This window comes from Nocardia sp. bgisy134, assembly GCF_057708325.1.
Map to the genome: position 1 here is coordinate 1 of NZ_JBYIRW010000043.1, position 11,425 is coordinate 11,425.

At 67.3% G+C, this 11,425-nt stretch carries 11 protein-coding genes and 2 pseudogenes; 7 read left to right on the forward strand and 6 right to left on the reverse strand.

Going from position 1 to position 11,425, the window contains the following annotated elements; all coding sequences use genetic code 11:
* Positions 1-285: 285 nt before the first annotated feature.
* Positions 286-1,821: an FAD-dependent monooxygenase gene (locus AC3ERS_RS36370; RefSeq protein WP_431972698.1), complete on the reverse strand. Its 1,536-nt coding sequence runs from the start codon at positions 1,819-1,821 to the stop codon at positions 286-288.
* 44 nt (positions 1,822-1,865) lie between these two features.
* Between AC3ERS_RS36370 and AC3ERS_RS36375 the strand changes: the two genes are divergently transcribed.
* On the forward strand, positions 1,866-2,324 hold the full coding sequence (locus tag AC3ERS_RS36375) for a MarR family winged helix-turn-helix transcriptional regulator (protein ID WP_431972699.1): 459 nt from the start codon (positions 1,866-1,868) through the stop codon (positions 2,322-2,324).
* Between the two features lie 133 nt (positions 2,325-2,457).
* Complete coding sequence (locus AC3ERS_RS36380) at positions 2,458-2,676, forward strand: hypothetical protein (RefSeq protein ID WP_431972700.1); 219 nt, start codon at positions 2,458-2,460, stop codon at positions 2,674-2,676.
* Between the two features lie 289 nt (positions 2,677-2,965).
* Here AC3ERS_RS36380 and AC3ERS_RS36385 read toward each other — a convergent pair whose 3' ends face one another.
* Positions 2,966-3,226 carry a pentapeptide repeat-containing protein gene (locus tag AC3ERS_RS36385; protein WP_431972701.1) on the reverse strand — a complete coding sequence of 87 codons (261 nt, stop codon included), beginning with the start codon at positions 3,224-3,226 and terminating at the stop codon, positions 2,966-2,968.
* Positions 3,227-3,600: 374 nt separating this feature from the next.
* Here AC3ERS_RS36385 and AC3ERS_RS36390 point away from each other — a divergent pair, with 374 nt between their 5' ends.
* The 3 genes from AC3ERS_RS36390 to AC3ERS_RS36400 all read left to right on the forward strand — a co-directional run bounded on the left by AC3ERS_RS36390 (position 3,601) and on the right by AC3ERS_RS36400 (position 5,861).
* Complete coding sequence (locus AC3ERS_RS36390) at positions 3,601-3,822, forward strand: hypothetical protein (RefSeq protein WP_067833685.1); 222 nt, start codon at positions 3,601-3,603, stop codon at positions 3,820-3,822.
* A gap of 93 nt (positions 3,823-3,915) precedes the next feature.
* Positions 3,916-4,590: a winged helix-turn-helix domain-containing protein gene (locus AC3ERS_RS36395; protein WP_431972702.1), complete on the forward strand. Its 675-nt coding sequence runs from the start codon at positions 3,916-3,918 to the stop codon at positions 4,588-4,590.
* Positions 4,587-5,861 (forward strand): sensor histidine kinase, encoded by a 1,275-nt coding sequence (locus tag AC3ERS_RS36400; protein WP_431972703.1) that lies wholly within the window; start codon positions 4,587-4,589, stop codon positions 5,859-5,861. Before AC3ERS_RS36395 ends, AC3ERS_RS36400 begins: the two co-directional genes overlap by 4 nt.
* Position 5,862: 1 nt before the next feature.
* Here the strand turns inward: AC3ERS_RS36400 and AC3ERS_RS36405 are convergent.
* From AC3ERS_RS36405 to AC3ERS_RS36415, 3 genes and pseudogenes are all read right to left on the reverse strand, one after another.
* Positions 5,863-6,147: pseudogene (locus tag AC3ERS_RS36405) on the reverse strand (glycerol-3-phosphate dehydrogenase C-terminal domain-containing protein); the annotation flags it as partial.
* A pseudogene (locus AC3ERS_RS36410) lies at positions 6,141-6,353 on the reverse strand (FAD-dependent oxidoreductase); the annotation flags it as partial. The pseudogenes AC3ERS_RS36410 and AC3ERS_RS36405, both read right to left, overlap by 7 nt.
* 634 nt (positions 6,354-6,987) lie before the next feature.
* Complete coding sequence (locus tag AC3ERS_RS36415; protein WP_431972704.1) at positions 6,988-8,688, reverse strand: right-handed parallel beta-helix repeat-containing protein; 1,701 nt, start codon at positions 8,686-8,688, stop codon at positions 6,988-6,990.
* Positions 8,689-8,753: 65 nt separating this feature from the next.
* On the opposite strand from AC3ERS_RS36415, the gene AC3ERS_RS36420 reads away from it, so the two are divergent.
* Together AC3ERS_RS36420 and AC3ERS_RS36425 are read left to right on the forward strand one after the other, a co-directional pair.
* Complete coding sequence (locus AC3ERS_RS36420; RefSeq protein ID WP_431972705.1) at positions 8,754-9,602, forward strand: TetR/AcrR family transcriptional regulator; 849 nt, start codon at positions 8,754-8,756, stop codon at positions 9,600-9,602.
* A 342-nt stretch (positions 9,603-9,944) separates the two neighbouring features.
* Positions 9,945-10,175: a hypothetical protein gene (locus tag AC3ERS_RS36425; protein ID WP_488186882.1), complete on the forward strand. Its 231-nt coding sequence runs from the start codon at positions 9,945-9,947 to the stop codon at positions 10,173-10,175.
* Positions 10,176-10,362: 187 nt separating this feature from the next.
* Here the strand turns inward: AC3ERS_RS36425 and AC3ERS_RS36430 are convergent, their stop codons facing one another.
* A complete protein-coding gene (locus tag AC3ERS_RS36430; RefSeq protein ID WP_431972707.1) occupies positions 10,363-11,247 on the reverse strand; it encodes a hypothetical protein in 885 nt (294 codons plus the stop codon).
* Positions 11,248-11,425: the final 178 nt, after the last annotated feature.

Sequence of the window (11,425 nt, forward strand, 5' to 3'; positions counted from 1 at the left end):
GACACCCCCTTTTTGGGGGGTGCCCCCCTCCCCCCCCCCCGGCACCCTCGGCACACGCGCCACGAATGACCAGGGAGACGAAAAGCCATGACCGACAACCACACCGCCCCCGCGAACGCCGCTGACACCGTCGGCGGCCACTGGAGATTCCGCGCGTACGGCCAGCTGCGATTCCCCATGGGCGGCCAGTTGCGGATATCTGGCACACCGTCAGCACCCTGGCCCAGCGCACGCTGAGGAGCCGAATCGAGGACTATCCGAACCATGGCGTAGGAGCGAGCCGGTTCAGCGCGCGGTGGGCGCGCCCAGCCACCGGTCGAGGGCGGCGGTCAGCGCTTCGCGGGCGATGGGGGTAGTGGCAGGGTTGACCCAGGCGACATAGCCGTCCGGCCTGACAAATACCGCACCACACGCAGGGACCTCACCGAAAACGGGCAGGTTCCATTTACTGGCCGAGAGTGCGCGGTCGCGCCGCGCCTCGATGTATGCCACACGGTCCGCCCACCCTGCCGGGGTGCCCGTCAATCCATCGGTATCGAAGTTGATCAGCAGCGGTCGTGCCTGGCGCAGCAGATCGAACACCTCGGTGGTGCCCTGATCGGTGGACAGAGTCAGGTTGGGCATGCGTCGCCCGACGAGCGGGTGAGTGTCGCCGAGCGGGTAGCGCAGGCTCAGTCCGCTGAGGATCCCGCTGAGCCGCAGGCAGGTCTCGGGCACCGCGAGCATGTCGGCCACCACCGCGCGCAATGCGTCATTCTGCGCGCCGGGTTTGATCAGCGCCGTTTGCGCCTTGGTCAGTTGCAGCACGGTGGCCGCGACCGGGTGCCGCTCTTGGTTGTAGGTGTCCAGCAGTGTGTCGGGTGCGGGGCCGTCGAGCACGGCGGCCAGTTTCCAGCCCAGGTTCACCGCGTCCTGGATTCCGAGGTTCAGGCCCTGTCCACCGATCGGCGAATGGATGTGTCCGGCATCTCCGGCCAGGAAGACGCGCCTATGGCGGTAGTCGGTGATCTGGCGGAATCCGTCAGAGAATCGTGATAACCACCGCGCCTGGCTCAGGCCGTAATCGGTGCCCAGGCCGTCGCGCATGACCTCGCGCAGTTCGTCGAGGGTGACCGGCGCGGTGCGGTCGGCCGGAGGGGTGGCCCGCATCAGGCTCAGGCGGAACCATCCCGGTTCGGCTCGCGAGATCTGGTAAGTGCCGATCCGTTCGTTGCGCCCGAAGACTCCGTTGCCGTCGGGCGGGGAGTCCAGCCGCACATCGCCGACCACCCACCAGGACACGGGCTCGTCGCCGGGGAACGGGATGTCGCAGATCCGCCGGACCGCACTATGGCCGCCGTCACAGCCGACGAGATAGTCGGCGCAGATCGTGGCCGGACCGGACGGCCCTTCGACGAACACCTCGACCCCGTCATCGTCTTGACGCAGATCCACGACAGCGGTGGCCCATGCGAATCGGGCCCCGAGCTCGACGGCACGGGCAGCGAGGATCCGCTCGGTGTGGTGTTGCGGCAGGATCAGGGCCGATGGCCAGCCGGGATCGAGATCCCGTGGGGCCATGGGGATTCCGGAGAACAGCACGCCCGGCAAGACCTTGCCGCGGCTGACGAATTCCTCGCCGAGCCCGCGCTGGGTGAGTATCTCGAGGCTGCGGGCGTTGATGCCCGGTGCGCGTGACTCACCGACGGTACCGGCCGCGCGCCGCTCCACCACGACGACATCGACGCCGGCGAGGCGCAGTTCGGCGGCCAGCATGAGGCCGGTCGGACCGGCACCGGCGATGACCACTTGGACCTCGGATACCGAAGAGTTAGAGTTCATAGGATCCTATGTACCATTGGATAGGTTCCTATGTAAAGGATGTTATGACCTCGCGAACCACACCCAGCCTGGCTCAGCTGATCAATCGAGCATCCCGCGCATTCGCTCGCGACGGCGACATCGCACTCAAACCACTCGGCCTGCGCTACGCCCAGGTGCCGGTGATCGCGCTACTGCACGACGGCGAGGAACTCACCCAGAAGGAGCTCGCGGAGGCCACCGGTATGGAGCAACCGTCCATGGCACAGTTGCTCGCCCGTATGGACCGCGACGGGCTCGTTCGTCGCACACCCAACCCCCGTGACGCGCGCAGCCAGACGATCGCGTTGACCTCCGCAACCGACACGCGATTGACCGATGCACACGACCGCCTGGCCGCTCTCGACCGCCGGGCCGTAGCGGGCTTCACCGCCGCGGAGATCGACACGTTGAAGCACCTACTGACCCGCGTTGGTGACAACCTCGACCGAAAAAGAGATGCCGCCACGGACCCGGCTCAGTAGCCGGGGGTAGGCCAACGTCCGCTCATGTAGCCGCATACCGCCATCTGTCGGCGGCCCATTTCTGTTGCAGTGGGGTTGCCATGGCGGCCGACACGGTTATCGACAGATGCCCGGCTCGGCCGACCTCGGACCTGTGAGTGTCCGAGTATGCCGCGCGTTGCTCGGTGCGCGTTTCCCCGTGCACGCCATGGCTTTCCATCCCAGCCTTCCTGTTCTTGCCGTCGGCTCGGGTCGCTACAACGGCGGCTATTTCTTCGAAGGCGAGTTACTCCTGCTGGACCTGGAGACAGGCGCGATCAAGTCGCTCATCGAGGACTACTACGGCGGCCGCCAGGTCCTGGGTCTGGAATAGCTCGACGAACATGAGCTGCGCGTGCAGATGGCACCGCCGGACGATTACAAGCGGATGTTGCGTCGCGGCTCGGGCCCGAGGGATCACCGCCATCACCGCGTGGATGATCATGTCGGCGTGGAGGTTTGGGTGCGGGATTACGGGATGTCCGCTGCTCGTCAGGACGAGGTGTGGCGCCGGTGGCGGGCTGGTGAGTCGTTCAGTGCGATCGCCCGGTCGCTCGGGCTGCCGTTGCCGCATGTGCGGAGGTTTCTCGCTCACACCGGAGGAGTTCATTTGATCGCGTCGGTCAGCCCGTGCTCCGGGCGGTCGAAGGGCGAGCGCTCCCGCTGACCATCGAGGTCGTGGACGCGCACGGACAACCGCTCGCGCGCTTCCAGGTTCGCGGCGAGAAATTCGCGCCGCTGAGGTTCGTGCCGGTCAAGTCCGCGCCGGTCAAGTCGGCGCCGTTGAGGTCCGCGCCAGGGAGGTTCGCGCGGCCTGAGGGTCGTGTTGGCGAAGATCGCCTGGCTGAGGTTCGCGCCGCTGAGGTACGCGCCGTCCAGCGCACCCGGCGGTCGGTGTCAGATGCCGTGGACCAGGGCGGCGATCGAGGCCTCGGTGGTACAGTCCGCGCGCAGCACGGCGCTGGAACAGGGTCGGTTCGACGAAGAGAACGGGCCCTCCCGACGGAAGTTTCGTGAACGACACCTCATCCGCCGCGGCGAAAATTCCGGGTGATCCGCCGAAGTTGCTGGAAGTCCTGAGGTTCCGGGTTCAGCACTTCCCCTCGATAGGCGACGTAGCAGTTGCTCCACCAGCACGGCTGCGCTGCATTTCAGGCTGGAGCAGAAGCTCGGTCATCGGCACATCATGAAAATCTCACGGAGGGCTTGGTTTTCTGTCCCCAGCGCGGAGATGCCGCGCGGGAAAGGAATCCATCCCATGAAGATCAAGTCCGCGATCGCCGCCGCCACACTCACCCTCGGCGCCGTGGCCGCCGGCGCCGGTGTCGCCGCCGCCGCGCCCGCCCCGCTGCACACCCCGTTCATCGGTAACTACGCCACCTACGAGGCCTGTGCCGCGGACGGCAATTCGCCGAAGACCGGTGGCACCCAATGGGAGTGCGTCGAGGTCGCCAACGGCTGGGACCTGTACACCTACTGAGCCGACCAGTTCGGTGAGCGGGTGGCCCGGAGGGGTCGGGCCACCCGAACTCCGGCGGCGAACGATTTGTGAAGTGCCCTATTGTCTGATCTCGTGCGGGTTTTGGTCGTAGAGGACGATGAGAGGCTCGGCGTCGAAGTGGCGGCGGGCCTGCGCTACGCAGGCTTCGCGGTCGACCTCGCCGGTCATCTCGCCGACGCCGATTTCAAGATCTCCGTCAACACCTATGACTGTCTGGTGATCGACCGCGGCCTGCCCGACGGCGACGGCCTACACCTGGTCGCCGCGCACCGCGCCGCGGGCCACCGGGTCCCGGTGCTGATGCTCACCGCGCGCGACGGTCTGGCCGACCGCATCGCAGGCTTCGAGAATGGCGCCGACGACTATCTGGTCAAGCCGTTCGCGCTGCCCGAACTGACGGCCAGGGTGCGTGCCCTGTGCCGACGCCGCGAGCATCCGGCTCCGGCGCGCCTGCGACTCGGCGATATCGATATCGATCTACCCCGCCGCCGTGTACAGCGGGCGGGCATTCTGCGATCGCTGACCCCCAAGGAGTTCGCGGTCCTCGAACTGCTCGCCACCCGCGCGGGCAGCGTGGTGACCCGCTCGGAGCTGATCGAATGCTGCTGGGACGAGATGGCCGAACCCGCGTCGAACGTGGTCGACGCGGTGATCGCGCAATTGCGCCGCAAGCTCGGCGCACCGCCGGTGATCGAGACGGTGCGCGGCGCGGGCTTCATGATCGGAGGTGAACCATTCGTACCGTGATCGCCACCTCCGACGCGCGCCCCGCCGTCCGGCGGCTGCGCCGCACCCGATGGCAGCTGACCACGCTGATCACCGCCGTCACCGCGACCTGCCTGATCATCCTCGGGTTGGTGGCCACCACCATCGATGCCCGCTCGCGGGACAAGGCCATGGACGACGCGATCGACCGGGTGGCCACCGGCGTCAACCGCAGTATCGGCCTGCTCGAGGACGACACCTTCGATATCAGCCAGGTCGAGAACTACGACCTCGCCAATGGCGAGACCGCGGTGCTGGTGCTGTCCAACGACGGCGCGGGCCAGTGGCAGGAACGCTATTCGCACCTGCGCTCCTGGCTGCCGAAGGAGGAGATCGTCCAAGGCGTGGTCGACGACGCCACCGTGGCCACAGACACCATCTTCCGCGACGGCATCGACAGCCAGGGCAGGCCGGTGCGATTGGTCGCCCAGCACATGATCTGGGACGACTCCCCGATCGAGGCGGTCGTCATCGCGGGCGCCAATCCGGGTGTCTTCGACCGGGAACGCGCGCTGCTACTGTGGGGACTGGTGGTGGGCGGGCTCACCCTTGTCATCCTGTCGGGCATGGCCGCGCACTGGCTCTCCGGGCGCAGCATGCGCCAGGTCACCGTCATGCTCGAGGAACAGGAACGCTTCCTCGGCGACGCCGCCCACGAACTACGCACCCCACTGACCACGCTCGGATTGGTCACCGCGCCGCGCAGGCGCAACCCGCACGAGGTGGAGCGCGCGCTGGACGACGCGCGGGCCCTCGGTTCCCGGATGGAGCGGATCGTGGCGGGACTGCTCGCGCGGGCACGGATGCAGGCGGGCGTCACCAAGATGGAGCGGGTGCAGTTGCTGCTCGACCAGCTCACCGAGGCGGTGATCGAGGAGTTCCCGAATGCGGGCATCGTCGCGCGGACCCAGCCCTCGGTAGTCGTGGGGGATCCCGGCCTGCTGAGCCTCGCGGTGCGCAATCTGCTCGAGAACGCCGTCACACACGGCGCGATGAACCGCGGCGCACCCGTCGAGGTGTATGTGACCGAGGGGCGGGTCAGCGTGCGCGACCACGGCCCCGGGCTGAACCCGCAGGTGGCGAGCAATCCGTTCCAGCGCGGGGTGACCGGCGGTCGCGGCAGCGGCATCGGGCTGGCTCTGGTGGCGTGGATCGCCGAATTGCACGGCGGCACTGTGACAATGGAGCCCGCGGCGGGCGGTGGCGCGCTGGCCACGATCGCGCTACCGCCGCCCGTACTCGGACAGTCCTGATTCAGCTGTCCAGCGGGACCGGCTCCAGGATTTCGGGCCGTGGTTCGGGGGCGGCGATGCGCAGGGCATCGGCGGAGGCGTCATCGGGCTGTGTCTGCGAGCGGATCTCCGCGTCGACCCTGGCCCGGTATGTCGTGATCTCCCGGTCGATTTCGGCGTCGTCCCAGCCGAGCACCGGCGCGATCAGATGGGCCACCTGCTCGGCGCAGTTGACGCCGCGGTGCGAGTATTCGATGGAGATCCGGGTCCGGCGGGCCAGGATATCGTCGAGATGCAGCGCAGCTTCGACGAACGGCTCGAAGTGCCGGACCCGAGATCGCGGGCCTCGACCAGCGCGACCCGTAGGCCCCGGGTGGCCGCGTCCAACGCAATCCCGGCGCCCACCACGCCGCCCCCGACCACCACCACGTCGAAATGGTCCTTGCCGAACCGCTCCCACGCGGTGCGGCGCTGCTCGGGGGCGAAGAACTGCGAATCCTGTTTCATGGTCATGCTCGACTCCTCCAGCCGACGGCGGCCTCGGGTGTCGGCGATCCGACCCGCAGGCTGGTGCGCTAGGTGTAGCCAGGCCGGTTGAACGCGACCTTCGACTCGGGCCCGGTCACCGGACTCGGGTCCCCTGTCCGGCCGACCCGGCGCTGGTGGCCGCGCCGGTGGCCAGGTTCCACAGGTTGCCCTGGCCGACATCGATGATCGCGCCCGTCGGTAGCGCGGGATACCCGTAACGGCCGGGGTCGCAGTCGAATCCGACGACACTACCGGGCGAGTTCGACGACGGCGTGCGGCCAGTCGATCACGTCCGGTTCGACCACCCCCTTTGACGCAGCCGACGATCGGCACGCCCTCGTCGACGATCCGGTCCGCGTCCTCGTCGGATCTCCCAGGCCGCGGTGATGCCGCGGGCCCGCTGGAGCGGACTCAGCTTGGCGGTGTTGCGCCGACCGTAGCCCATGTGGGTGCGGAACAGGCGATGGCGCGCGATCACGGCGACGCGAGCAACGTGACCAACATACGGTTCGTCTTCGGCTTCAGGATGCAGAACCAGACGACAGCGCAGACGAGGATCGCCAACGGCGAGATATATCGAGGGCCTTCGCCACCCACACACGGTGGACGGCGTACTTAGTCAGCGGGGGCGAACGAGGCCCGCCTGCGCTTGGATGGCGCGGGTGACGTTATCCAGGTGGTGTGGTTCGGCGATCGTGGTGTTGCCCTCGTAGATAACGCCCGCCGGCACGTCGTCGCTGCCTTGTGGATCGGCGTCCCAAAAGTTGTCCCGGTAGACGACGTTCTCCAGCGGCGGCGCGACTTGCAGGACGGCGGTGTTGTCGGCGCGCATGACCACGTTGTTCTCGATGGTCACCCAGGAGGCGCCGTAGTCGGTGTAGAGGCCGAAGTTGTATGGAGTGCGGGTGTCTGTGATGACATTGCCGCGGACGAGCGCGCCGTTGCCGGGGCCGTCGCCCTGGGGGCCGGACAGGTAGATGCCGCCGCCGTCGGCCAAGGTCGTGAGGGTGTCCGTGACGAGGTTGCGCAACAGGCGGGTGCCGCGCGCGGGCCCGGCCACGATGCCGCAGTGCGGCACGTCGGTGACCTGGTTGCGGGTGACGGTGCAGTCGAGGGTATCGCTGATCGCAATGCCAGGAGAACCGGAGTAATCCAGACCGATCTGGTGGACGCGGTTGTCCTCGATCAGTACGTCCCGGCTGCCGGTGGCCGTGATACCGGAAGCCGCGAGGGTGTCGAAGTCGCAACCGCGCACGATGAGGTTCGTGCCGTTGGTGAGCCCGAGCCCGGTGGCGCCCAACCTGGTGAACCGGCAGTCCTCGATACGGACGTCGGTGCTGTCGTCGACACGAACGCAGGCAGGAATCATGGCGGATTCCTGCGGGACCGTCACCCACATCTGTCCCTCCACGATGGTGACCGTGTCGACCGGGCCGCCTTCGTAGTAGCCGCCGCCGTGATAGTGCAGGAAGCCTTCGGCGCGAGGGCGCAGCCAGGTGGCCTCGGCGAAAACCAGCCCCTGGAAAGCGACTCCGGTCGCGTCCGTGACGTGCAGCAACACCTCGAGAACGGGGGCGATCACCTGGGTGCGTTCAGGCTCTTCGTCGGGGCGTGGCAGGTAGTGCAGGACGTGCTGGCCAGGCCGCGAGCGGTCCAGGACGAATGTGCCGGGTTCGGTGAGGAAGACGGGGTCGTTCTCCACCCTGGTGGGCAAGCCGGGGCCGTGCGAGGTCTGTCCTTCCCAGGCGAAGTTGTACAGGTCGTGGGCGCGGGCGAAAGCAGGCTGTGCCATGGCGATCGTCGTCGAGCCTTCGCTGACGACGGCGTCGGCCACCGCGCAGCGGGCCTCGGTCCATGGGTAAATGCCCCGGTAGACGAACTCGATGTCGGCCGGGCTCTGCCAATTGAGCGTGACGTCCGTGACGTAACCCGTTTCGGTGCTGGTCACAGCGCCGGGGAGGGTGTCGATGGCGGCACGTTCGGCTCTGCGCCCGTCGACATAGAGCTGGCGAGTGTCCAGCTCGCCCACATCGGCCAGCCAGACCCCGTCACGTACACGCCAGCCGGTGATGTGTCGGCCGCCGCTGACGACGGCTTCCTCCTGCGCGGCGGTCCCGTAGCCGTAAGCCTGAAAGACTATGTCCCCCTTGGTGACCTCGAGGGGTTCGCGCAGGATGTGCCGACCCGCCCTGAGGTGGGCGACGACTGTGCCGGTGGCGTCTCCTGCGGCCTGCGCGACCCGGCCGAGCGTGGCGAACGGCCGGCTCTCGGTGCCCGGCCCGGAGTCGTCGCCATTCGGATCGACATAGAACTCCAACATGCAGCAACCCTTCTCTGCGTTTACGGTGTACACAAGATATAACACCATAGACGACAGGAGCGCCAATGATCGACGACAAAGCGGAGGACCCCGACCACGGGGTCGAGTTGCTGTGGCAGGAGCGCGAACAGGAGCCGCGCCGGGGGCTGAGCCTGGGAAGGATAGTGCGCGCCGCCATCGAACTGGCCGACGCCGAGGGCCTGGAGGGCCTGTCGATGCGCAAGGTCGCCGAACGGCTCGGCTTCACCACGATGTCGCTCTACCGCCATGTGCCCGGACGCGACCAGCTCGTCGACCTCATGCTCGATGCCGTCCGCGAGGAAGCCCACCCCTCGGTCGGCACCGAAGACGGCTGGCGGGCGCGACTGGAGTCGTGCGCCCGCAGCGAATGGGAGCTGCGCACGCGTCACCCCTGGATGGCCGAGGTGCGCGGCAGCCGTCACCTGCCCGGCCCCAACGGCGTCGCCTCCTACGAACGCATGCTGAGCGCGGTCACCGGCTCCGGCCTGCCTCCTGCGCAAGTGATCGCCGCAGTGAATCTGGTCGGCCGGTTCGTCGACGCCGAGGCCCAGACGTTGGTGGAGACCGCACGACAGGAACGACAGAGCGGGGTGAGCGAACAGGAATGGTGGGGCGCTCGCGACACGCTCTACCAGCGGCTCGACCGCTACCCGACGCTCACGGCCCTGTGGGAGGCGGGCGGCTACGACGAGCCGGAGACCCCGTTCGAGTTCGGGCTCGCGCGCGTGCTCGACGGTATCGCGATGCTCATCGCCCGCAATCGTGACGAAACTCGTGATGAAACATGCCTGATGTGCGGGAAGCCGGTCAAGCGACCCATCTCCGGCAGACCGCGCCTCTACTGCTCACGCGCGTGCCAACAGCGCGCCTACCGAAAGCGACTCGACAGGTGACTGCCCTGCCTCGCCCTCCGGCGGCCGGAAGAAGTCAGGTACTCGGCATGAACCGAGGCCGGTCCTGGCTGCGAAGATCCGTGCCGCAACCGACGATGGCAGCAAGTCGATCACCACACGCACCACTGAATTCATCTCCAACACAGGCGTTCTCGTTGCACGAGTCACCCAGCACTTGTATGTGCGTCGCGCCGAGTAGCGGTCTTGAAACGATCTCTGTGACCGTCGCAGAGAAGTCCTCTCGGCATTGTCGTGCCTGCTTATTGGGTGGATGCAAGCTTTTCGGAACCCTGTCACTGTTCGGGAGCTATTGTGCAGGTGTCGGTTTGGGTGATTGTCGGCATGCCGCGGCTGATGATGACGGTTCGCCGGGCTGCTTCCTCGTCGAGTTGGGCCAGTACGTCTTCCGCGCACTACGGCACCATGCTCGATGCCGGTGTCGGGTTGCGTGATGTCCAGATCGCAGCCCGCCATGCCGACCCTCGCACCACGATGCGCTACAACCGGGCGCGTAAGAACCTCGACCGGCATCCGAACTACATCCTCGCCGCCTACATGGCCTCGGGCACATGACAACTCGGCCCGCGCACGCCGATGTGCGTGCGTTCCCGTTGTGGTCGATGACCTGTGTGGGCCTGACAGGGTGTGGACTGGGGTGGTTCCGCTTCGAGTGGGTGGAGGTGCGAGACGATCCGGACTTCCGTCCGGTACGAGTCGGAATGCCCGGTCAGCGCGCGGTGGTGACCTGGTCCCGTGCTCGTCAGCAAGTGAAGTATTCCTTGAAACGGACGGGGACGCCGTCCGCGCTGGCCGGGCCCCAGCAGATGTCGTGGGGGAAGAAGACGTAGTTGGTCCAGCCGCCGGCGGTGCGGCGGATGATGCGCGCGCTGTCGCCGGGTGAGTCCCAGACGATGTGTGCCCACTTACCGTCACATTGACTGACCGTGGCCTTCGCGCTGCGGAGATGGTCGAATCGTATGTCGAGTTCGCGCAGGACCGTTTGGACTGCACACGGCTCGGACGGTTCAGAATCCTGGAAGCGGAGCTTGCCGGTGACGGTTTGTCCGGCGTGGACCAGGAACAGGGTGTGCAGTCCTTCCGGGACCGGCGTCGCGCCGGGCGGCGGGGTGCCCATGCCGAAGCGGTAGCAGCCGGCCGGCACGGTGAAGGTGGCCGTTCCGTTCGCGTCGGTGACCGCGTCGCGGCGCAGCGCCTCGGTGGAGGGGGTCGGAATGTCTTTGATCGCAGGGTCGCACGGCTGCCGCAGGCTCAGTTCGACCGGCACGTTCGGCACTGGGGCGCCGTTGAGGGTGTGGGTGCGTATCACCACGGTGCCGGTGCCCTGCGGCGGATTCGCGGGCGGCGGGGCCGGTTGGGAGCTGTTCCCTCCATCGTGTGGTGTCGTGATCTCGGCCGTCGGTGTGCCTGCGGGCATCACCGGCGTCGATGGCACGCTGGTCGACTGTGTCGAGGACTGGCCGGGCGCCGACGCGGCCGTGGTCGCCGACGCCGGCTTGTCAGCCTGGGTCGTCCCGGGCGCTTTGTCACTGTGACCACAGCCGGCGACAAGGCCGACGGCCAACGCCACGGCAGCCGCCATCGGAACCACTCCCATAGCATGTCTCTTTCCCTTGCCGATCCACATGAGCTAGATCCTTTCCTGACCGGATAGTCGTCAACGACGGCCTGCTCGTTATCCTGTTGTCTGCCATATCTTTTCAGTGGTCGACGCGGAAGGCCGATTCGCTGGGTGGCCCGGCCACCGGCTTCCTCGACCGGCTCACCTGGTCCGGGTGGACCGAGCCCTACGGGATGGGCGCGAA

Excerpts from the sequence above, each read along its gene's own strand:
- AC3ERS_RS36370 (WP_431972698.1), bottom strand. The coding sequence starts at position 1,821 with ATGAACTCTAACTCTTCGGTATCCGAGGTCCAAGTGGTCATCGCCGGT.
- AC3ERS_RS36375 (WP_431972699.1), top strand. The coding sequence starts at position 1,866 with ATGACCTCGCGAACCACACCCAGCCTGGCTCAGCTGATCAATCGAGCA.
- AC3ERS_RS36390 (WP_067833685.1), top strand. The coding sequence starts at position 3,601 with ATGAAGATCAAGTCCGCGATCGCCGCCGCCACACTCACCCTCGGCGCC.
- AC3ERS_RS36415 (WP_431972704.1), bottom strand. The coding sequence starts at position 8,688 with ATGTTGGAGTTCTATGTCGATCCGAATGGCGACGACTCCGGGCCGGGC.
- AC3ERS_RS36420 (WP_431972705.1), top strand. The coding sequence starts at position 8,754 with ATGATCGACGACAAAGCGGAGGACCCCGACCACGGGGTCGAGTTGCTG.
- AC3ERS_RS36425 (WP_488186882.1), top strand. The coding sequence starts at position 9,945 with ATGCCGCGGCTGATGATGACGGTTCGCCGGGCTGCTTCCTCGTCGAGT.
- AC3ERS_RS36430 (WP_431972707.1), bottom strand. The coding sequence starts at position 11,247 with ATGTGGATCGGCAAGGGAAAGAGACATGCTATGGGAGTGGTTCCGATG.